General features: G+C 61.9%; 14 protein-coding genes and 1 pseudogene. 4 read left to right on the forward strand and 11 right to left on the reverse strand.

Annotation, left to right across the window (positions count from 1 at the left end):
- Positions 1-891 precede the first annotated feature (891 nt).
- A complete protein-coding gene (locus JFT66_RS04875; RefSeq protein WP_153839867.1) occupies positions 892-2,871 on the forward strand; it encodes a peptidase U32 family protein in 1,980 nt (659 codons plus the stop codon).
- Here JFT66_RS04875 and JFT66_RS04880 read toward each other — a convergent pair.
- Positions 2,849-3,751 carry a DMT family transporter gene (locus JFT66_RS04880; RefSeq protein ID WP_153839866.1) on the reverse strand — a complete coding sequence of 301 codons (903 nt, stop codon included), beginning with the start codon at positions 3,749-3,751 and terminating at the stop codon, positions 2,849-2,851. The genes JFT66_RS04875 and JFT66_RS04880 overlap by 23 nt on opposite strands.
- Positions 3,752-3,859: 108 nt before the next feature.
- Between JFT66_RS04880 and JFT66_RS04885 the strand changes: the two genes are divergently transcribed.
- Positions 3,860-4,300 carry an Lrp/AsnC family transcriptional regulator gene (locus JFT66_RS04885; protein ID WP_034119698.1) on the forward strand — a complete coding sequence of 147 codons (441 nt, stop codon included), beginning with the start codon at positions 3,860-3,862 and terminating at the stop codon, positions 4,298-4,300.
- On the opposite strand, the pseudogene JFT66_RS04890 reads toward JFT66_RS04885, so the two are convergent.
- Positions 4,272-5,459 (reverse strand): annotated as a pseudogene (locus JFT66_RS04890) (pyridoxal phosphate-dependent aminotransferase); the annotation flags it as partial. The gene JFT66_RS04885 and the pseudogene JFT66_RS04890 sit on opposite strands and share 29 nt — an antisense overlap.
- Before the next feature lie 195 nt (positions 5,460-5,654).
- Between JFT66_RS04890 and JFT66_RS04895 the strand changes: the two are divergent.
- Positions 5,655-7,007, forward strand: a complete 1,353-nt coding sequence (locus JFT66_RS04895) for a cation:proton antiporter (protein ID WP_198858881.1) — start codon at positions 5,655-5,657, stop codon at positions 7,005-7,007.
- Here the strand turns inward: JFT66_RS04895 and JFT66_RS30010 are convergent.
- The 5 genes from JFT66_RS30010 to JFT66_RS04915 form a co-directional block, all read right to left on the reverse strand.
- Positions 6,998-7,132 (reverse strand): hypothetical protein, encoded by a 135-nt coding sequence (locus JFT66_RS30010; RefSeq protein WP_269836372.1) that lies wholly within the window; start codon positions 7,130-7,132, stop codon positions 6,998-7,000. The two genes, JFT66_RS04895 and JFT66_RS30010, sit on opposite strands and share 10 nt — an antisense overlap.
- 11 nt (positions 7,133-7,143) lie before the next feature.
- On the reverse strand, positions 7,144-7,356 hold the full coding sequence (locus JFT66_RS04900) for a hypothetical protein (RefSeq protein WP_034119694.1): 213 nt from the start codon (positions 7,354-7,356) through the stop codon (positions 7,144-7,146).
- Positions 7,357-7,440: 84 nt separating this feature from the next.
- The gene (locus tag JFT66_RS04905; RefSeq protein ID WP_034119693.1) at positions 7,441-7,986 is read right to left on the reverse strand and encodes a hypothetical protein; all 546 of its coding nucleotides are present in this window, start codon (positions 7,984-7,986) and stop codon (positions 7,441-7,443) included.
- Positions 7,987-8,096: 110 nt separating this feature from the next.
- The gene (locus JFT66_RS04910) at positions 8,097-10,355 is read right to left on the reverse strand and encodes an ATP-dependent DNA helicase (RefSeq protein ID WP_198858882.1); all 2,259 of its coding nucleotides are present in this window, start codon (positions 10,353-10,355) and stop codon (positions 8,097-8,099) included.
- The gene (locus JFT66_RS04915) at positions 10,352-11,998 is read right to left on the reverse strand and encodes a VRR-NUC domain-containing protein (protein WP_034119691.1); all 1,647 of its coding nucleotides are present in this window, start codon (positions 11,996-11,998) and stop codon (positions 10,352-10,354) included. The genes JFT66_RS04910 and JFT66_RS04915 overlap by 4 nt, the downstream gene beginning before the upstream one ends.
- Before the next feature lie 188 nt (positions 11,999-12,186).
- On the opposite strand from JFT66_RS04915, the gene JFT66_RS04920 reads away from it, so the two are divergent.
- Positions 12,187-12,411 carry a YgdI/YgdR family lipoprotein gene (locus JFT66_RS04920; RefSeq protein WP_034119690.1) on the forward strand — a complete coding sequence of 75 codons (225 nt, stop codon included), beginning with the start codon at positions 12,187-12,189 and terminating at the stop codon, positions 12,409-12,411.
- Between the two features lie 74 nt (positions 12,412-12,485).
- Here the strand turns inward: JFT66_RS04920 and JFT66_RS04925 are convergent, their stop codons facing one another.
- The 4 genes from JFT66_RS04925 to JFT66_RS04940 all read right to left on the reverse strand — a co-directional run bounded on the left by JFT66_RS04925 (position 12,486) and on the right by JFT66_RS04940 (position 21,619).
- On the reverse strand, positions 12,486-13,910 hold the full coding sequence (locus tag JFT66_RS04925) for a polyurethane esterase (RefSeq protein ID WP_034119688.1): 1,425 nt from the start codon (positions 13,908-13,910) through the stop codon (positions 12,486-12,488).
- 104 nt (positions 13,911-14,014) lie between these two features.
- On the reverse strand, positions 14,015-17,122 hold the full coding sequence (locus tag JFT66_RS04930) for an autotransporter outer membrane beta-barrel domain-containing protein (protein WP_198858883.1): 3,108 nt from the start codon (positions 17,120-17,122) through the stop codon (positions 14,015-14,017).
- A gap of 173 nt (positions 17,123-17,295) precedes the next feature.
- Entirely contained in the window at positions 17,296-20,253 is a 2,958-nt protein-coding gene (eprS, locus tag JFT66_RS04935; protein WP_034119684.1) for an autotransporter serine peptidase EprS, read from the reverse strand.
- Positions 20,254-20,284: 31 nt separating this feature from the next.
- Positions 20,285-21,619, reverse strand: coding sequence for a TolC family outer membrane protein (locus tag JFT66_RS04940; protein WP_034119683.1), 1,335 nt, complete (start codon positions 21,617-21,619; stop codon positions 20,285-20,287).

Raw genomic sequence — 21,619 nt, forward strand, 5'->3', positions numbered from 1 at the left:
CCGACATTGATTTGGGGGGCCGCCGCCACGCGCCATCCATGGCGCGGGGCGGCTAAACCGGCATCCCTGCCGGTTTACCCCCCAAATCAATATCGAATTGCGGCCAGCGTGGTTTAACGGGGCGCCTAAGATCAAAATCAAGATCAAGATCAAGATCAAAAGCAAAAGCGAGGCGGCCTTATAGCCGACCTGATCGATGCTGCGTGCGCGTACCCCTGTGGGAGCGGGCTTGCTCGCGAAAGCGGTGGGTCAGGCAACATCAATGTTTGCTGGGCCGACGCCTTCGCGAGCAAGCCCGCTCCCACATTTGATCTTCGCTGCCTTGAGCATTTCGTTCGCTTAACTGACCCGCCCCCACAGAAAAGCAGCAGCGCCGCCAGCGTATCCACGGTGCGAAGCGAGCCGCTCTTGATCTGGCTTTTGATCTCAGGCGCCCCGTTAAACCACGCTGGCCGAACGCAGGCTTGAATCCGTGGGTAACCCGGCAGGACGCCGGGTTAGCCGCACTGGGCCATGGATGGCCCATTGCGGCGGCCCACGGATTCAAGCCTGCGTTCGGGCACACCGAGCCTAAGCGAGGTGCCGAGTGGTGGGGCGAGGACCTTTTGCTTACTTTTGGCTGGGCCGGCATTCCGGTCCTTCCAAAAGTGAGCCGCTGTAAGAGCGGAACCCTAAGTAGCCGTTACCGCAGCAACGGATATGTACTCGCCCCCCCAACATCCCGGTCGGCTATCAGGCCGCCATCGCAGGCAAGCCAGCTCCCACATTTAGCTCGGTGATGCTCATGCTGCAAGGCGCCCCATGACCCCGACAGCCCTGCGGTAGATGCCGCCCAGGCATTTCACAGCTACAATGCGCGCCTCAACCGTGACAAGCCTGACTAAAAAAACTATGTCCTTGCCCAAGCATCACCTGGAATTGCTCAGCCCTGCCCGCGATGTCGCCATTGCCCGCGAGGCTATCTTGCATGGCGCCGACGCCATCTACATCGGCGGGCCGAGCTTCGGCGCGCGCCATAATGCCTGTAACGAGGTGAGCGATATCGCTCAACTGGTGGAATTCGCCCGGCGCTACCACGCCCGCGTCTTCACCACTATCAACACCATCTTGCATGACAACGAGCTGGAGCCGGCGCGCAAGCTGATCCACCAGCTCTACGATGCCGGTGTCGACGCGCTGATCGTGCAGGACCTGGGCGTCATGGAGCTGGATATTCCGCCCATCGAGCTGCATGCCAGCACCCAGACCGACATCCGCACCCTGGGCCGCGCCAGGTTTCTCGACCAGGCCGGTTTCTCGCAGTTGGTCTTGGCCCGCGAGCTGAACCTGCAAGAGATCCGCGCCATCGCCGATGAGACCGATGCCGCCATCGAGTTCTTTATCCACGGTGCCCTGTGCGTGGCGTTCTCGGGGCAATGCAATATCTCCCACGCGCAGAATGGCCGCAGCGCCAACCGTGGCGACTGCTCCCAGGCCTGCCGCCTGCCGTACACCTTGAAAGATGACCAGGGCCGCGTGGTCGCCTTTGAAAAGCACCTGCTGTCGATGAAAGACAACAACCAGAGCGCCAACCTGCGTGCCCTGGTCGAGGCCGGTGTGCGCTCGTTCAAGATCGAAGGCCGCTACAAGGACATGGGCTATGTGAAGAACATCACCGCCTACTACCGACAGCGCCTCGACGAGATCCTCGAAGACCGCCCGGACCTGGCCCGCGCGTCCAGTGGCCGTACCGCGCATTTCTTCCTGCCCGATCCGGAAAAGACCTTCCACCGTGGCAGCACCGACTACTTTGTCAGCGATCGCAAGATCGACATTGGTGCGTTCGACACCCCAACCTTCACCGGCCTGCCGGTGGGTGTGGTGGAGAAAGCTGGCAAGCGTGACTTGCAGGTGGTCACCCATGAGCCGTTGTCCAACGGCGATGGCCTGAATGTGCTGGTTAAGCGTGAAGTGGTGGGTTTCCGCGCCAATATCGCCGAGCCCAAGGGCGAGTTCGAAGAAGACGGCGAAAAGCGCTACCGCTACCGCGTCGAGCCGAATGAAATGCCGGCCGGCCTGCATCAGTTGCGCCCGAACCACCCGCTGAACCGCAACCTGGACCATAACTGGCAACAGGCGCTGCTGAAAACGTCCGCCGAGCGCCGTATTGGCCTGTCGTGGGTGGCGCGCCTGCGTGAAGACCAGCTGGACGTCACCGCCACCAGCGAAGAAGGCATCAGCGCCAGCGTCACCCTGCCCGGCCCATTTGGCGTGGCGAACAAGCCGGAACAGGCGCTGGACACCCTGCGTGACCTGCTCGGTCAGCTCGGCACTACCGAGTACCACGCAACTCGCATCGAGCTGGATGCACCGCAAGCGTTCTTCATCCCCAACTCCCAGCTCAAGGCCTTGCGCCGTGAAGTGATCGAGGCGCTGACCGCAGCACGCGTCGCGGCTCACCCACGTGGAGGGCGCAAGGCCGAAACCTCGCCGCCGCCGGTGTACCCGGAAGCGCACCTGTCGTTCCTGGCCAACGTCTACAACCAGAAGGCCCGGGACTTCTACCACCGTCACGGCGTGAAGCTGATCGACGCGGCCTTCGAAGCCCACGAAGAAACCGGCGAAGTGCCGGTGATGATCACCAAGCACTGCCTGCGTTTCTCGTTCAACCTGTGCCCTAAACAGGCCAAGGGTGTGACCGGGGTGAAAACCAAGGTGGCGCCGATGCAATTGATCCACGGTGACGAAGTGCTGACCTTGAAGTTCGACTGCAAACCCTGCGAGATGCATGTGGTGGGCAAGATCAAGGGGCATATCCTCGGGCTGCCGCAACCGGGCAGCACCGTGGAGCATTTCAACCCGGAAAACCTCATCTTTCAGGGCACGCACTGACCCTGCGGGAGCGGGGCCACCACCAGCCCCGCTGCAACCCTGCCGCCGCCAGCAAAATGGCCGCCACACCCAGCCATTGCAACCACCCCAGGCGATGCCCGAAGGCAATCCAGTCGACGAAAATCGCCGCAATCGGGTAGATGAACGACAGTGCCCCAGTGATCGCGGTCGGCAGTTTCTGGATCGCGCCATACAGCAGCACGTACATCAAACCAGTGTGCACCACCCCTAAAGTCACCAGCGCAGCCCAGGCGTTTGCGGATGCCGGCAAGCCATTCCAGGGCACCAGCGGCGCCAGGAGTATCGCGCCAGTGGTCACCTGGATCAGCGCCATCAAATGCGGCGGCACCTCCTTGAGGCGCTTGATGATCAACGCGGCTATCGCGTACAAGAATGCCGCGCCCAGCGCCAGCGCAATGCCCACCAGGTAATCGCCGCCACCCGTCTGCTCGCCATGGGCGGTGACAATCGCCAACATGCCCAGGAATGCCACGCTCAACCACGCCAGTTTCTGCACGGTGATTTTTTCACCGAGAAACAGCGCCGCCAGCATCACCAATATGAACGGTTGCACGTTGTACACCGCCGTACTGATGGCAATCGAAGCGCGGGAATAGGATTCGAACAGCAGCAGCCAGTTGCCGACGATGGCCACGCCGCTGAGTACCGCCAACCCGAGTTTCGCCCAGTTGAGCAGGTCCAGGCGCAGATAACCCAGCCATGCGCAAACCAGCAGCAGCGTCAGCGCGCCGATCACGCAGCGCCAGAACACTACTTCGATCACCGACACGCCAGACACCAGCACAAACCAGCCAATGCTGCCCGAGATCAGCATGGCGGCGACCATTTCCCACGACCCGCGACGGATGGATGAATCCATGATTGAGGCTCCTCAAGTGAGGCTCAATTATGGCAATCTGCTCGATACAGCTACAGAGCCTAAAAAAGGCAAAACCCGACAATCACCTTTTCTTATTAGGCGGATCGCATGATCGACACCATCGACCAGCAACTGATCGCCGCCTTGATGGACGACTCTCGACTGTCCCTCAAGGCCCTGGCGGGCATTACCGGGCTGTCCTCGCCGAGCGTCAGCGAACGCCTGCGGCGTTTGGAAGAGCGCGGTGTGCTGACCCACTACACCGTTGACATCGACCCCAAACACTTCGGCTACCTGCTGCAAGCCATCGTGCGCATCCGCCCCCTGCCCGGCAAACTGCAGGAAGTGGAACGGCAAATCCAGGCGATCCCCGAGTTCACCGAGTGCGACAAAGTCACCGGCGATGACTGCTTTATTGCACGCCTGCATGTGCGCACCATGGAGCATCTCGACACGCTGCTCGACCGGCTTAATACCTACGCCGAAACCAACACCGCTATCGTCAAGAAAACGCCGGTGAAGCGGCGTTTACCACCCTTGGCTGATTAGCTACAAACTGCACAATCCGCCGGCAGGCTTCGGCCAGGCGTTCTTCGCCCAAGGTAAACGATAGCCGGACGAACCCCTGTGCCGGCTCGCCAAAGGCCGCCGCATCCAGCACCGACACGCCGGCTTCACGAAAAAGGCGCCAGGCGAAATCCAGGGAGCTGAGGCCTGTGCCACGCACATCCACCAGCACAAACATACCCGCTTGTGGCGCCTGCACCCGGATGCCCGGGCAGTCACTCAGGCCAGCCACTACCAAGTCGCGTCGGCGCCGGTAGACCTCGCGCATGCCCTCAGTCACCTGGTCATGGGCCAACACCGCAGCCGTCGCCGCCTCCATCACAAAGCCAGGCAAGCCATACAGCATGCTCAACACCAGGGTTTCGGCGTGCGTCACCATCTGCGGTGCAGCGATGAGCCAGCCGATACGCCAGCCAGTCATGGCGTGGGACTTGGACAAGCTGCCGATCACGATGCAGCGCTGTGCCATACCCGGCAACGCCGCGAGGCTGTGGTACTCGCCGTCAAACACCAGGCTTTCGTAGACCTCATCCACCACCACCCACAGATCATGGGCGATGGCGAGGTCGGCGATGGCTTGCAGTTCCTGCGGGTTAAGCACCACGCCAGTGGGGTTGTTCGGGTTGGAAAAGAATATCGCCCGGGTGCGCGGGGTAATCGCGGCGGCGAGCAATTGTGGGTCCAGGCGAAAGCCGGATTGCGCGCTGCACGGCACCCGCACCAAGGTCGCGCCGCTGGCCTTGAGTGTGGCTTCGTAGGTGACGTACATCGGGTCGAGCACCAGCACCTCGTCGCCAGCCTGCAACAGGCACAACGAGCTGATGAACAGTGCGTTCTGTGCGCCGGGCACGATGATCACGTTGTCAGCAGTCAGCGGGCGGTCGAGGGTTTGGCTGTAGCGCGCAGCGACCGCTTCGCGCAGGGCCGGGCGACCGGCGATCTCGGTGTAATGGGTATCTCCCGCCTGCAGGGCGTCGACGGCGGCGTCGGTGATGAAGGACGGCGTGGCGAAGTCCGGGTCGCCGACGCTGAGGATGATGATGTCTTCACCCTGGCTGGCAGCGTTGAACGCAGCGTGGTGGATGTCCCAGGCGGCGACGCCCTGCCCTGCAATACGCTCAACAAAGGGGGAAAACCGCATGCCAGAGCCTCTGGTTCAAGATGGAAAAGCGTGAACCCGTTATTGTGCGACGGGAAGGATGGGCTTCAACATAGTGCAAACCTGACCATGGTTCAACGGCTGACTTGAGCCTGCGCCAGTGGATGCAATCACATTGAACCTGCGTCCAGCGCCCGTCCTCAAACCTGTACAGACCACGGCCCTGGAACACGCTCGATGACTTTTATTCTATGGATGGCCGTGCTCGGCGCCGTATTGCTCACCCTCGCCCTCACGTCCTCCTACCTGCGCTGGATGCCAGTCACCACTTCGGCAGTCTGTTTGCTGCTGGGCATCGCCATCGGCCCATTGGGCGCGGACTTGTTGTACTTGGATATCAAGGACTCGTCACGCTGGATGGAGCACTTGACCGAAGTCGCGGTGCTGTTTTCGCTGTTTGTCAGCGGCTTGAAATTGCGCCTGCCACTGCGCCATCGCACCTGGCGGATCGCCTTTGGCATGGCTGGGCCTGTGATGTTGCTGACGATCCTTGGCACCTGCCTGGTGCTGCATTACCTGTTGCAGTTGTCGTGGGGCGTCTCGCTGCTGGTGGGCGCAATGCTTGCGCCGACCGACCCGGTGCTGGCCGGCCTGGTGCAGGTCAACAATGCCCAGGACTATGACCCCCTGCGCTTCGGCCTGTCCGGCGAGGCCGGCTTGAACGATGGCACGGCGTTTCCCTTTGTGATTTTCGGCCTGCTGTTTATGCAGCACGGCGGGTTTGACGGCGACTGGCTGGGCGGTTGGGTGCTGAAAAACCTCCTGTGGGCGGTACCGGCGGGGCTATTGATTGGCTACTGGATGGGCCGCGGCATCGGCCGGGTCACGTTGCGCATGCGCATCACCAATGCCGACAGCACCTTGTCGCCCAATGATTACCTGACCCTGGCGTTGATCGCCCTGGCGTACGTGACGGCTGAAGCCGTCGGCGGCTACGGTTTCCTCGCCGTGTTTGCCGCGGGTTTGGGCCTGCGCAAGGCCGAGGTCAAATCCACCGGCAATTCCGATACGCCCGCCGAACACCTGGCGCAGCCGGTGGTGGGCCACCTTGAAGTGGAGCCGGAACGGGCCCTGCACGGCGACGTCAGCCAGTTGCAGGACACACAAATCGCCGCCGGGGTGATGATGAACGACATGCTGTCGTTCGGCAGCCTGGTCGAGCGCTCGATGGAAGTGTTCCTGGTGACGCTGTTGGGCATCGTGCTGGTCAGCCACTGGGATTGGCGTGCACTGGCGGTGGCGGCGTTGTTGTTCGGGGTGATCCGCCCGGTGAGTGTGTTTGCCATGCCATGGGGCAGCCTGCTGGACCGCCGGCAACGGGGGCTGATGAGTTGGTTCGGGATTCGCGGGATCGGCAGCATCTACTACCTGTTTTACGCGCTCAACCACGGGCTGATCGGCACCAGCAGCGCGGTGGCGGTGAACCTCACCCTGTCGGTGATCGCCCTGAGCATCGTCGTTCACGGCCTGAGTACCCAACCGATGCTGGGCTGGTATGAACGACGTGCCGGGGCGAAGGTTCAGTCCTGATTTTCGGTATTGGCGACGTCCGCCGCTTCATCCAGATCGTTAAGCGGTACTTCGGCATCATCCATCAATGAGCCCGGGTCTTCGTTGCCCGGGTCGTTGAGTTCTTCGTCGAGTTCTTTTGACATGAGCATCTCCACTAACCGCCTTGGGTATCGATATCCGCATCGGTTTCAGGCTTGGGCTCGCGCTCAGGCTTGAAGTCTGGACTGTAGTCGTTTTCCTTGGCCTTGGGGTCGCTGTCGGCCTTGGGGTCCTTGGGCGCATCAGCAGCGGTACCGGGGGCCGGCTCGCCACCGTCGATGGCTGGATCGTTGCGGTTCTCTGTCTGGGGATCATTGCTTATGGTCATGGCGCACCTCTTTGCAGCGCTAGGGGAATCTGTACGGCATAGAGGTAGGGCGCCACCGCACGCAGTGAAGTTCCTTTCAATTTTTCAACGCAGCGGGTTGTCGACCTGGATGTAAAACGCATAGATCCCCAACACCAGCCAAAACACCATGAACAACCACGGCGCACGCATGGAAAACAACAGCGATTTGCGATAGCCCTTGTGAGACGACTCCATTTCGGAAAACAGCGGTGACTCATCGTAGGCCATGCCCATCACCGGCTCACTGCGCAGCAGCTCGCTTTGCTTGTAGTGCCAGTGGTCGATGATTTCATAGGCGGCACGTATGCCGGGCCAGGCGTTGAGCGAGCTGAGGATACCCAGTGCGACCAGGAAGACCGGCACCACCAGGGTGAACAGCTTGCCCCACTCCGGGTTGAGGTTGCCCATGCCGGAGACAAAGGCGATGACCAGGAATGACTGCGCCGTGAGGTAGGCGTCAGTGCGGTTGGCCAGGATGGAGGTTTCGTACTGGATTTCGCGGCGGTAGAAGTCGAGGCGGTCCTTGGGCGAGCCGAAGATCTTCGCGTTGTGTTCACTGTGGTCGTTCAGGGCCGCTTCCGGCGTGTTTGGAGAGATGATTCTGGGCACGACGGTGCTCCACACGATGACTAATCTGGTTAGAAGAAGCGCGTCGCAATGAAGTTCAAGTTTGTTCACGCCTAGGTTGGAACGAACACATTTTGACCGCCGTACGTCTGTCAGATATCGATCGCCCACCAACGCGGCAACAACTGCCGCACACGTGTCTCGCCAAAGCGGTCATCGATCAACATCACCACCCCATGGTCTTGCTGGCTGCGAATCACCCTCCCCGCCGCCTGCACGACTTTCTGCAAGCCGGGATACAGATAGGTGTAGTCATAACCTGCACCAAAGATCGCGCCCATGCGCGCCTTCATTTGCTCGTTGACCGGGTTCAATTGCGGCAAGCCCAGGGTGGCGATAAAGGCGCCAATCAGGCGGGCACCGGGCAAGTCGATACCTTCGCCAAACGCGCCACCCAGTACAGCAAAGCCGATGCCCTGGCTGTGTTGGGTGAATTGGTCCAGGAAGGCCTGGCGCTCGGCCTCGGCCATGCCCCGTGATTGCAACCACAGCGCAATCTGCGGGTGCCGCTCGGCCAGTAACTGCGCCACTTGTTGCAGGTAATCGAAGCTGGAGAAAAACGCCAGGTAGTTGCCCGGCTGCTCGATGAATTGCCGCGCAATCAGTTCGACAATCGGCTCCAGCGATGCCTGGCGATGCACGAACCGGGTGGAGATAGCATCGACGATACGCACCTGCAATTGCTCGGCCTTGAACGGCGACTCCACATCGACCCAGGCGGTATCCGCCGGCATGCCGAGCAGGTCGGCGTAATAGCGGCGCGGGCTCAAGGTCGCGGAGAACAGCACGCTACTGCGGGCTGCGCTCAATCGCGGCCGGATGAATTCGGCCGGCACCACATTGCGCAGGCACAGGGTCGAGCTGCTGCGTTTGCCACTGAACTGGCGCTTGCTGATATCGAAAATGAAGTGCTCGTTGAACAGCTCCGCCACCTTGGCCCATTGCAGCGCCTCGAAGTAGAAGGTTTGCAGGTCGCCGCTGAGGGATTCGGGGTGATCGTTGAAGTAGTCGCCCATGGCGCTGGTGCACAGGCTCAGGGCCTGGAGCAGTTTTTCGGGCCGGGCGGCATAGGCCTGGTACGGCGCGACTTGGTCCTTATGCAAGGCGTTCCACTCGCGGTTCAGGCGCTGCAAGGGTTTGTTCAGCGGCTCGGGCGCAGTGTCGCGCAGAGTCTTGAGGCTGTATTGGTCGAGGCTGGCGCTGTACATCGAACGGGCGCGCTCCACCAGGTTGTGCGCCTCGTCCACCAGCACCGCGACGCGCCATTGGTTCAGCTGGGCCAGGCCGAACAGCATGGCGCCAAAATCGAAATAGTAGTTGTAGTCGGCGACCACCAGGTCGCTCCAGCGTGCCATTTCCTGGCTCAGGTAATACGGGCACACCTCATGGGCCAGCGCCACACTGCGCAGGCTGCTTTGATCGAGCAGGCGCACCTGGGACGCGGCCTGGCGGGCAGCGGGCAGGCGGTCGTAAAAGCCCTTGGCCAGTGGGCAGGACTCGCCATGGCAGGCTTTGTCCAGGTGTTCACACGCCTTGTCCCGGGCCACCAGTTCAAGTACGCGCAGCGGCAGGTCGGGGCTGCTGGCGTACAGCACCTGGGCGGCATCCAGGGCGAGCTTGCGCCCGGGCGTCTTGGCGGTGAGGAAGAACAGCTTGTCCAGTTGCTGCGGCGCCAGGGCCTTGAGCATCGGGAAGATCGTACCGACGGTCTTGCCGATGCCGGTGGGCGCCTGGGCCATCAGGCAACGGCCAGTGCTGACCGCCTTGTAGACCGATTCCGCCAAGGTGCGCTGCCCGGGACGAAAGTCGGCATGGGGGAACGCCAGGCTGTGTGCTGCGTTGTTACGTGCCGTGCGGTGTTGCATTTCCTGGCGGGCCCAGTCCAGGAACAGCGCGCACTGCTGTTTGAAGAAGTGCTCAAGGTCTGGCGCGCTGAAGCGCTGGTTCAGCAGGGTCTCGCCTTCGCCGACGATATCGAAGTACACCAGCGCCAGGTCGATTTCGCCCAAGCCGAGTTTCTGGCACATCAGCCAGCCATACACCTTGACCTGAGCCCAATGCAGTTGCCGATGGTTGGCAGGCTGGGCAGCGAGTTCGCCGCGGTAGGTTTTGACTTCTTCCAGACGGTTGGCGTCCGGGTCATAACCGTCTGCCCTGCCCCGCACTTTGAGCTGCTGGTACTCACCCTCGAGGGCGACTTCATGCTGATAGTGCGCGCTGCGCCGGGAAGCCACCGTGCGGTGACCAACGATCCCTTCCTGGGCGCTGGGCGATGGGGTAAAGCGCAGATCGAGGTCACCGACCTTGGCCGTGAACTCACAAAGCGCCCGCACGGCCACGCTGTAACTCAAGCGGGTTGCTCCGCCCAGCGCACGTAGCAGACGGTGACCGGCATCTGGTATTCGGCGCAGAACTCCAGCCAACGCAATTGGTTGTCTTGCAGGCGGTCGCCGGGGCCCTTGACCTCGATCATGCGGTAGGTCTTTTGTGCGGGCCAGAACTGGATCAGGTCCGGCATCCCGGCGCGGTTGGCGCGGATATCCAGCAGCAGGCGTGCAAACCAATGGCGCAGGTGTTCGGCGGGCAAGCAGGCCAGGGCTTGCTCCAGCAACGCTTCGCTGAGCAGGTTCCAGAACACGAAAGGTGACTGGATGCCCCATTTGTCCACATAACGTTGGCGAATGGTGACCTTGTAGCGCTCATCCTCCAGTTGCTCGAAGCACGCGGCAAACAAGGCTTCTCGGCGTTGATGGAAGTCCTCGCTGTGCAGGTCTGCCGGCCCACGCTGGAACGGGTGAAAGAACGCCCCCGGCAGCGGTGCGAAAATCGCCTCCCAACAGAGCAGGCCGAACAGCGAATTGATCAGTCCATTCTCGACATAATGCACCGGTGCGTCCGGCTCACTCAGATGCGCCTGGACGCAGAACTCCACCGACATCAGCGGCTCCGGGACCAGTGCCAGGTCCAGGCGCGCAACGGCCTGCGGCTTGGCCTTGGGCAGCGCCGGCTCGCCCAGCTTACGGCGTAGACGGGGCAATACTCGCAGCAAGTGCTGTTGTTCGGCGGCACTTTCCGGGGCCTGTTGGGCCATGGTCGCCAGGGCCATGGCTTGCGCGTAATCCTCCTGGCGCTCCAACACGCGGATCAAGCGCGCCCGGGCGCCGGGATAAGTGCAACTGCGGTAAATCTGTTCTGCCAGCGCCAGCTCGGCGCAACGCTCGCAATACTGGCCGATCTGGAACAGCAGCTTGGCACGGCGTTTTTCCAACCAGGGGTTATCGGTGCACAGCGCAGCGATCTGCGCCAACACGGTATCCAGCCCCTCACCGGCTTCAAAGGCTTGCTGGCACTGGTGCAGGAACAGAAACCCGTGCACGTCGTCACGGCTGCGTAAACCGCGGGACTCGGCGCAGAACTCGACTTTTTCGTAGGTGTAGATGCCCAGGTCTGCGAGCACGAACTCCGACCAGTCCTGGTACAGGTTGCCGAAGAACATCAGGCGCAGGCGATCACACAGTTCCATCACCGTGAGGCTATAGAGCACATCGTCCACATCGGGGCACCACTGGGCAAAACTACGCTGTTCGTTGAACTGCGCGGCCAGTGGCGCAAGCCAGGCGGCCTTGTTGCCCTTGGGCTGGTCGATCCAGGGCCTGAACGTGCCGAGGATTTCGCCTTTTTGCAGCAAGGTGAACAAGGTTGCAAACGACAGCGGGCTTTGATCCTCCACCCAGCCCAGTTCGCGCAATGGGCCGGCGGCTGCATGGGGGCAACCGATTTCCAGGTAGTTGAGCTTGGCGCCGCGAAAATGCACACCCTTGCGCATCACCATGCGCACCAATAACGCCTGGGAGGCCTGGGGCAAGCTGTCAAATTGCTGAATGAAATGCGCTTCGTCCGGATCAAGCAAATCGGCATAGCGCTGCCCCAACCAAACCAACACTTGGCGGAAGTTATGCAGGTAGTACAAGGGGTCTTCGAGGGGGTTGGCCATAGCGCAATGCAATCAAATACTGGTTATGCATACAGAGTGCCGACGCAAACAGCTTGTTGCAATCGGTAATAGATAAATGGTGCCTGCAACTTTTTGCAAAAAAACGATCAGATGAGTGGGTTGATCGCGTAAGATTTATCGCCTCCAGCCATGGTTGGCGGGACTTTTCAGGGTTAAAGGTAAGGGTTATGAACATGAAGAATTTGGGGCTGCCACTGGTTGCGCTCACTGTTCTGGTATTGGCCGGTTGCTCCACGCAAACGGTAGTGACATTGCAAAATGGCACGCAGTATTTGACTAAGGACACACCCAACGCCAAGACAGCCGACGGCTTCTATGAGTTCACCGACATCGCGGGCAAGCGCATTCGCATCAAGGCGGATGACGTGGCCACGGTGCGCAAGGAAAACTAATCTTTCCGGGCCAACTGGGATCAAATGTGGGAGGGAGCAAGCCCCCTCCCACCGTTTTGACCGCGTTGCATCTGTTAGCTGATCACTATCCCCTCCCCTGACAAACTGCTCACACCCACCAGCGTCACCGAATCGGCGCCAAAGCTGATTACCGTATCCCCGCCCACCACCTTGGCATGATCGCGATAATCCGCACTGCCCTGCACATCGGTGAACACCAGCTTGTCCGTCGCTTGATAGCCAATCACCCGGTCATTACCAAACTGCCCGCTGAACAAAAACGTGTTATGCCCGCTGCTGTCGCGGATCGTGTCATTGCCTTTGCCGCCTTCGATAAAGTCCGCGCCCCTGCCGCCCTTGATCAGGTCGTTGCCGTCGCTGCCAATGATAAAGGTGTTGCCCTTGTGCGCCTCGGCGTTGCGGTTGAGGTCCTGCACCCAGGTGTTAGCCCGTGCCGGATCGGACAGGTTGGCGACGATCACCGTGGAGTCGCGGGTCATCTGGTCGTAGAAGCCGGAGTCGAGGATGCGCGTCATGCCGTCGCCATATCCGGTGGGCAAGTGCGAGACCCAGGTCGGCAGGTTGAGGATGGAGAAAGGCAGGACGTTCCACAGTGTCGAGGCGTAGTGGTCGTTGAAGCTGACGATATTGTCGGTGCTCGATTCGTGGGGCTTGTCGTGCACGCCCAGGGACGACAGGGTGAATGACGAGCCATCCAGCGCACGGAATACCGGGTCGTTTTCGTAGCCGACGTTCAGCACCTTGTCGCCGGCGCTTTGGGTGGGCGAAGCGTAGGCCACGTAGTTGGAATCCTTATAGAACCCCGACCATTTGCTGTCGCTCAAGTCAGCCATGCTGTTGACCGCCAGGCCGCCCAGGCTGTGGCCGCTGACCACTACGTCCTTGCCGCTCAGGCCTTGGGCACTGGCGTAGTCAGCGATGTTCTTGAGCAAGTTGCCAAACGCTTCGCCTGCGTAGTTTTGCGCATAATGTTTGGGGCCAAACGCGGCGAGCAGGTCGCTGATCACGTCACCAATGGAGTCTGTGATCAAGCTTTCCCGAGGCCCCGACGTACCGCGGAAACCGATGCCGATTTCCAGCAACTTGCCGGCGTCATCGTATTTGCCCAGCACTTCCACCTGGGCCGTACCGTAGGCGATCTTTTCGCCAAAGAAGGTGCCGCGTGCATCGACCTTGCCGTTGTAGCCCAGGGTGCTGGCGCTGATGGGCGTCCAGCCGGCGGCTTGCACCGCGTCGAGGGCGGCTTTTTCCGAGTCGGGGTTCCACGGGATACCGGGGATCACCCCTTGGGAATTGCCGCTGCCAATCAGTGCGCCGACCAGTGTGGCTGGCAGCCCTAGGCCGAGGCCGTGGTTCTGGTAGCCGACGGCAAAGCCGTTGTCCAGGTTGTGGTAGGAATACATCGTGATCGCCATGGCATCGGCGAATAACGCCTTGGAGCCCTCAGTGCCGAGGTTTTTGTAGTCAAAGATACCCATTGGTAGTGCCTCTCTGTTGTTGGATTTGTAGAGAAAGCCAAAACACCAGTACCCCCTGATGGGCACCCTGCCTATGCGGGCGCTCCATCAGGGGCGTGAAACCTTTAGAACGCCCAGTCCAGGCTCAAGCCGACGCCATGCACCTTCTCTTTGCTGGCCAGCAGGCCGTTGTAGTCGAAGTTCACCCGCGCATCCTTGCTCAATGCCAGGCTGACCCGCGCCCCGACCAACGCGGCATCGCGCACCATCGGCGCACTTTCCACCGTGAACGAAGGGCCACCCGAGGCAAATGCCAGGTGCTGCTCGGAATCGGTGCTGCTCAGGTTGTGCTGCCAGCCCAGGGTGCCGGACACCTCCAGTTGCTGGTGGTCGTTGACGTTGAAGGTCTTCAAGGCGCGCATACCCAGGGTGCTCAGCACCAGGTCGCGGCTGTCGCTGCCACTTTTCAGCGCCGCGGCATCGCCCTTCTCTTTGAAGCTGTCAGTGTCCAGATGCACGTAGGCCAGGTTGGCGAACGGCTCCAGCGCCAGCGGTTGCAGGTTGATGCGGTATGCCGCTTCGGTGAACACCTGGGTGCTGTGGGCATCGACCTTGGCCTTTTGCTTGCCGCTGACATCGCCGTATTGCAGGTCGCGCTTCACATCGGCGCGGTGCCAGCTGTAGGTCGCGCCACCGCTCAGGCGCCAGGCGCCGATTTGATGCCCGGCATAGGCACCGAAGTGGTAGCTGTCGACCGAGGCGCGGCTGTGGGTGTCGCTGCCCATGTTCAGCGAGGTATCGCTGTAGCCTGCCACCAGGCCGATGCGCGTCGAGTCGTCGAGGGCACCGTCCACACCGGCGAGCATGCCGCCGATGGAGGTGTTATAGCCCGCCGTGTCGCTGCGGCTGTCGGTCTTGCCCCAGGCGCCCAGGGCCTTGACCCACACGTTGCCACGGCTGTCGATGGCCTGGCTGGTAGCGCCCATCTCACCATTGCGCAGGCGCTCGCCCACCGCTTCGCGAACGTAGCGGCTGTCATTGACCAGTGCGGTTTGCAGCGCCGGGTAGACTTCCCCGCTCAGTTGCTGGAACGCGCCCTGGGCCGAAGCTGCCGTCGGAGCCAGCAGCAAGCTTTCATACACGCCGTTGCCCGCGCCCAATTGCTCGGCGGCTGCGGCCACTGCGCGTTGGTTCGGCGTCGCGGCCACACTGGCGAAGCTGTTGGTGCGCGCTACGTCCAACTGCACACCGTTGGCCGCGTAGTTCAAGGTGCCGCCGACAAACAGGTAGTTGGGCAGTACCGCGCCAAAGCTGCCGGTGACACCGCCCGCCGCTTGCAGGATGTTGTATTGGCGGCCAATCAGGCTTTGGGCCTGGGTCGCGCTCAGCAATGTCGGGCTGTTTTCCAGGGCCAGGGTCACGGTGCCGCCGTTGAGCGTGGCGGTGCCGCCGGCGACGATGCGGTCGCTGCTGGTGGGCGACAGCTCTACCGCGTAGGTCGAGCCCGCATCAAAGGTGACATTGCCCGCCACGTTCAAAGTGCCGATGGAATTGCCCGGCGCCACGGTACCGCCGCTTTTTGCCGTCAACGAACCGATACGCCCCGAACCGCCGACAACACCGGCCTGGCTGACGGTGACATCGGAGGTGACCGAGCCATTGATCGCCAGCAAGCCTTGGTTGACCAGGGTCGGGCCGCTGTAGGTGCTGGTGCCGGTCAGCAACAGAGTGCCGATACCCTGCTTGGTCAGGCCGCCATGGCCTGAGATGTTGTTACTCCACACATCCAGCCCACAGTGCACATCGTTGCAAATCCGCTGGGTCGGTTTACCCGCGTCCACCACTGCGCCGATGCCCGGCAGGTCGGCGACAAACTGGCCGCTGCCATAGGCGCCATCGATGCGAAACTCAGCGGGAATGTCCTCGGCGGTGATAAACATACCCGGCCCGTTGACGGCCTTGCCCAGGTTGATCATGCCCCAGCCATACAGTGAATCGATGCCCGGCGCACCAAGGTCGGTGGCGGTGGTCTTGAGCAGCGTGGAGATCTGGTCGCCGCTCATGTACGGGAAGCGCTCCATCAGCACCGCGGCTGCGCCCGCCACATGGGGCGCGGCCATGGAGGTACCGTTTTTGTTGGCCCAGTCGACGGTGAGGTTGCCCAGGTCGGTGCCGTTGATGATCGAGCTGTAGATCTTGGTGCCGGGCGCCGACACGCAAAAACTCGCCGCATAGCCGCAGCGCGAGGAGAAGGTACTGATTACATACGGATTGGGGCTGGCGGTATCCGGGTTCTGCTGCAACGCCGCTACCGACAGCCAGTTCGGTGCGATCTCTGGCACAAAATAGGCCAGGCCGGATATGGCATCCGGGTTGTTGCGGTTGTAGTCGTTACCGGCAGCAAAGATGGTCAGCACACCGCTGCGGGCCGCGTCGATGGCGCCTTGGTAAGCACCGCCGGCGATGGTGCCGAGGATCGGCCGGATGTTATTGAACTGCGCCTGGGCTTCATTGACGGTGAAATTGGGGAACGCCGGATCGCGGCCGCCCTTGGCGTACTGATCGCCGATGCCGATGCCCCAACTGTTGTTGATGATGCGTGCGCCGCTGGCGACCAGCCCATCCCAGCCCGCTTTGTATACGGCGCCGTCGTTGCCGAGGATGATCCCGTCTTCCGGGCCTGGGTCACCGTTTTCGGCAGTGAGGATTTGCGCATTGAACGCCACGCCATGCATCGGCCCGCCATCGCGGTTACCTGCTGCAATGCCACCGACGTGGGTGCCGTGGTTACCCAGCTTGCCGTTGGAGTCCTTGGACGGCGTGCCGTCGTAACGGAACGCATCGCCGGCCTTCACGGGAATATACGGGTCGGTGTATTGGCGGATGCCCTCGGTGACAATCGTCACCACCTTGTTGGGGCTGGCGAATTCCGGGTGCTGGGCGTACACCGGCTGGTCGAAGATCCCCAGCTTGACGCCCTTGCCGGTGTAGCCGGCGGCATACGCAGTGTCGGCGTGCACGGCGCCCAGGCCCCAGTCGGCCTTGAACTCATTGCTGCGCCAGCTGGCGGCGTCGCCCAGCTTGCCGGTTTCCACATAGGGTGCAGCCTGGGCGGTCCCCAGGCTTGCCAGGCAACACAGCAGCGCGCCGTATGGCACGCAGCTCAGCGCCTTGAGCGGGTAGCCCGGGCCGGTGTGGATGGCGGTTGTTAACCCTGACTTGCGTTTTTTCACGGTGACCTTCCTTAGTTTTCTTATTGCCGGTAGGTGAATCACTTTTTTTGAACGTCGCCGATCCAGTGTGGGAGCGGGCTTGCTCGCGAAAGCGGTGGGCCAGACACCCCTGTATTGCCTGACGTACCGCTTTCGCGAGCAAGCCCGCTCCCACAGGTAGATCTATGGTGTCTTCAGAACTGCCAGTTCAGGCTCAAGCCCACGCCTTGGGTTTTCTCGTGCCCACCCAACTGGCCGTTGTAATCCAGGTTGACCCGCGTCGATGCGTTCAGCGCCAGGCTTGCCTGCACGCCTACCAACGCGGCGTCACGCAGCAACGGTGCACTGCGCACGGCAAATGAAGGCCCGCCTGCGACAAACGCCAAATGCTCTTCGGACTCCACCGCGGTCAGACTGTGTTGCCAGCCCAACGAGCCAGACAGTTCCAATTGCTGGTGGTCATTGAGGGCCAGGGTTTTCAGCGCGCGTACGCCAAGGGTGCTGAGCACCGCGTCACGCCGGTCACTGCCGCGTTCCAGGGCGGCGGCATCGCCTTTTTCGTGGAAGGACTCACTGTTCAGGTGCACGTAGGCCAGGTTGGCGAACGGCTCCAACGCCAGCGGTTGCAAGTGAATGCGGTACGCGGCTTCGGTGAACAGCTGCGCCGTGGTCGCATCCAGCTTGGTTTTTTGCTTGCCGCTGATGTCACCCCATTGCAGGTCGCGCTTAACATCACCGCGATGCCAGCTGTAGGCACCGCCGACACTCAGGCGCCAGTCGCCCAGCTCGCGCCCGGCGTACGCGCCAAAGTGGTAGCTGTCGATGGACGCCGATGAATGCGTGCCGCTGCCCATATTCAACGAGCTGTCGCTGTAGCCGGCGACCACACCCACGCGGGTCTGCTCATCCAATGCGCCATCCACCCCCGCCAGCAGGCCACCGATAGAGGTGGTGGAGCCCGCCGTTTCACTGCGGCTATCGCTTTTGCCCCAGGCGCCAAGGGCCTTGAACCACAGGTTGCTTTCGCCGCTCACCGGCACATGGCGCAGGCGCTCGCCCACGGCGTTGCGCAGTTGCAGGCTGTCGTTGATCAGCATTGCGCCCACGGCGGGGTAGATCTCACCGGACAGTTGCTGCAAGCCCTGTTGGGCGGTGGCGACCGACTGCGACTGCAGCAGGCTTTCATACACCGGGTTGCCACTGCCCAGTTGCTCGGCGGCCGCCGCTACGTTGCGCTGGTTGCGGGTGGCGGCGACGCTGGCAAAGCTTGCGTCGTTGCGCCCCACGTTCAGTTGCACGGCGTTGGCGGCGTAGTCGAGGGTGCCTCCGAGGAACAGATAGTTGGGCAGCACTTGCCCGAACTGGCCCTGGATACCGCCTGCCGCTTCCAGGATCGAGTACTGCCGGCCAATCAGGCCTTGCACTTGGCTTTGGCTAAGCAAGGTTGGGCTGTTTTCCAGCGCCAACGTGACCGTGCCGCCGCCCAGTACGGCCTTGCCACCCGCGACAATACGGTCGCTGCTGGCGGGCGTCAGTTCCACCGCATAGGTGGAGCCCGCGCCGAGGTTCACATCCCCCGCCACCTGCAAGGTGCCCACGGAATTGCCCGGCGCCACGCGGCCGCCGCTGTTCACCGACAATGCGGCGATACGCCCGGAACCACCCAGGGTAGCGCTGTTGTTCACCGTCACCGCCGAGGTCAGCGAACCATTCACCGCCAACAAGCCCCCGTTGACGGTGGTTGCGCCGCGATAGGTGCTGTCGCCGTTGAGCGCCAAGCTACCGGCGCCGGATTTGATCAGGCTGCCCTCGTACACACGGTTGGCGGCAGCCTGGTCGCGGGCGCTGCCGATGGCGTAGTCGGTCTGGTCCTGCTGGCTGGCATTGGCGCCCACGCCGTTTTGCCAGCCCTTGTCGATCAGGGTCTGCTGCCAGGCGGTATGCTCGGCACGGTCTTCGGCCTGGCGCTGGAGCAAGGCCTGGTCAGAGATGCCATTGCTCCACACATCGCCCTGCCCGGCTGCCAGACTCACGTCCATCGCCCCGAGCAATTGCCCCGGACCATGCATCGCCCGGCCCAGGTCCGGCACACCCCAACCGACAATGGCGTTAGGCGCCTGGGTGATCGAACCATCGAGTTGCGTGGCGGTGGTCAACAGCACCTGCAACGCCTGCTCGTTGGTCATATAGGGATAGCGTTCCATCACCAGTGCCAACGCGCCGGTGGCATGGGGCGCTGACATCGAGGTACCGGACTTGACCCCATAACCGCCGTCGGGAATGGTGCTGTTGATCAGCGCGCCCGGGGTGGAAATGCACCAGTACTTGGCGATGCCGCACTTGTTGTATTTCTGGTTATTGGCTTTATCCAGCCCCGACACCGCGAGCCAGTGGCCTTCCAGTTCCGGCTGGAAATACGGCAAGGCCGAACGCACGCTGGCATTTGCATAGCCACTGTTGCCGGCGCTGAACACGTTGATCACGCCCGCCTTGGCCACATCTGCCGCGGCGTCCAGCCAGGTGCTCTGGTTGTAATGCTGGGCGTAGGCTTTGTGCAGGTCGCCCAGGGTCTGGTAGCTGACGTCCTTGGGCTGGCTGCCCCAGCTGTTGTTGATGGCGCGCACGCCGGAATCCACCAGGGCGGTGTACACCGCCTTGAAATACTTGGGATCGGGGGTCGGGCCGAACAGGAAGCTGTCGTTGGCGTTGGTGTTGCCCACATAGACTTGCGCGTTATACGCCACGCCATGCATGCCCACGCCGTCGCGGGCGGCGCCCATGGTGCCGGTGACGTGGGTACCGTGGGAGTCGTTGTTGGGGTTGAGCGCGCCGGTGGTGCTGAACGCGCTGCCATCCACATAACTGCCGGTGGCGGTGACCGCATGGAAGCGGTCTTTGGAGGCTTCTGGGTGATTGGGGTCGAACCCCGAGTCCAGCGCGCCGATTTTCACGCCTTTGCCGCTGATTCCGGCAGCGTAGGCTTCATCGGCCTTCATACGCCCCAGGCCCCAGTCGCTCTGGTACTCGGCCGAACGCCAACTGGCCGGGTTGCCCGGCTGGCCGGTCTCGGCGTATTGCGCCTGCGCCGCAACGGACAGCAGTAGCAAGGAACCTGCGGTGAAGGGTTTGAAACGCGATGAATCAGTGATCATTTAAACCATCCTTATTTGTTGTTATGGATGCTCATTTCACGGGGCCGAACGCCTCGTCCACCTTCGCCAGGTCGGTGTCACGCAAGTTGCCCGCGTAGTAGTGCAATTTGGTCCAGGCCATCAGGTAGTCATACCGCGCCTGGGCCAGATCGCGACGGGTGCTGTACAGCTGCTGCTCGGCGTTCAACGCGTCGAGGTTGACCCGCTCGCCGCCGAGGATGCTTTGCTTGGTCGACACCACCAACGCTTCAGCGGAGACCAGGGCTTTCTGGTAGGCGCGCAGCTTGCTCACGCCGGACAGGCAGGCACTGAACTGGCGCCGCAACTCGATCAGGGTTTCGCGGGTCTTGCCTTCCAGCTCGTACTCGGCCTGCTCCATGGCGCGGCTGGCCTGGCGGGTGGAGGCCGAGATGCCGCCACCGGCATACAGCGGCATGCTCACTTCGACGCCGATGGTGTTGGTGTCGTAGCGCTGGTTGTAGGTGTTGCCGCTGTCGGATTCCTGCTTGCGCGAACTGGCATAGGCGGTGATTTTCGGCAAATGCCCGGCGCGGTTGCGTTCCACTTCATAGCGCGCCACTTCCAGGGCCTGGCGCTGTGAGGCGAGCGTCGGGTTATTGCTGATCGCCAGTTCATGCCAGGTGTCGTAGTTGGCCGGGCTCAGGGTGAACGCGGCAAAGCTCTGGTTCAGCGGTGCCAGGTCGTTGATGTTGACGCTTTGCACGCCGATCAACGCGCCCAACTCCCGCAGCGAGGCGTCTTGCTCATCCAGGGCCTGGATCTCTTCGGCGGTGGCCAGTTCATAGCGCGATTCAGCTTCAAGGATATCGGTACGGGTGCCCTCGCCTTGCTGGAACAAATGCTGGTTCTGCTGGAACTGTTGCTCGAACGCCTTCTTCTTGGCCCTGGCGATGTCGATCTGGTCCTGGGCAAACAACGCCTGGGTGTAGTAGCTCAACACCCGCACCAGCAACGCCTGGCTCTTGTCGCGAAAGCTTTCATCGGCGAACAGCGCCTGGGCCACGCCCTTGCGGTAGTTGGCATAGGCTTCGTAGTCGAACAGCGGCTGTTGCAGGCTGAAGGTCGAGCCGTAGCTGTTGTAGTTGCGGTCGTCGCGATAGCTGCCACCGCGCCCATCAGGCAAGTGCGCCTCGGAATTGTTGCGCCCCTTGTTGTAGTTATAGGACAGCCTCGGCAACAGCCCGGCGCGGCCGATGGTGCGGTTTTCCAGGCCGGCGTCGCGCTCCTTGATGGCGCCGAGGAATACCGGGTCGTTGCGCAGGGCCTGCTCATACACATCGAACGGGCCCATGGCGGCCTGGGCACTGCCGCACACCAGCAACAGCGAAATGAACACTGACTTCAT

It is taken from the genome of Pseudomonas sp. MF6755, assembly GCF_016405635.1.
GTDB lineage: Bacteria > Pseudomonadota > Gammaproteobacteria > Pseudomonadales > Pseudomonadaceae > Aquipseudomonas > Aquipseudomonas haemolytica.

Bases quoted from the DNA above. Each gene is read 5' to 3' on its own strand.
- JFT66_RS04875 (WP_153839867.1), top strand. From the start codon at position 892: ATGTCCTTGCCCAAGCATCACCTGGAATTGCTCAGCCCTGCCCGCGAT.
- JFT66_RS04880 (WP_153839866.1), bottom strand. From the start codon at position 3,751: ATGGATTCATCCATCCGTCGCGGGTCGTGGGAAATGGTCGCCGCCATG.
- JFT66_RS04885 (WP_034119698.1), top strand. From the start codon at position 3,860: ATGATCGACACCATCGACCAGCAACTGATCGCCGCCTTGATGGACGAC.
- JFT66_RS04895 (WP_198858881.1), top strand. From the start codon at position 5,655: ATGACTTTTATTCTATGGATGGCCGTGCTCGGCGCCGTATTGCTCACC.
- JFT66_RS30010 (WP_269836372.1), bottom strand. From the start codon at position 7,132: ATGTCAAAAGAACTCGACGAAGAACTCAACGACCCGGGCAACGAAGAC.
- JFT66_RS04900 (WP_034119694.1), bottom strand. From the start codon at position 7,356: ATGACCATAAGCAATGATCCCCAGACAGAGAACCGCAACGATCCAGCC.
- JFT66_RS04915 (WP_034119691.1), bottom strand. From the start codon at position 11,998: ATGGCCAACCCCCTCGAAGACCCCTTGTACTACCTGCATAACTTCCGC.
- JFT66_RS04920 (WP_034119690.1), top strand. From the start codon at position 12,187: ATGAACATGAAGAATTTGGGGCTGCCACTGGTTGCGCTCACTGTTCTG.
- JFT66_RS04925 (WP_034119688.1), bottom strand. From the start codon at position 13,910: ATGGGTATCTTTGACTACAAAAACCTCGGCACTGAGGGCTCCAAGGCG.
- eprS (WP_034119684.1), bottom strand. From the start codon at position 20,253: ATGATCACTGATTCATCGCGTTTCAAACCCTTCACCGCAGGTTCCTTG.
- JFT66_RS04940 (WP_034119683.1), bottom strand. From the start codon at position 21,619: ATGAAGTCAGTGTTCATTTCGCTGTTGCTGGTGTGCGGCAGTGCCCAG.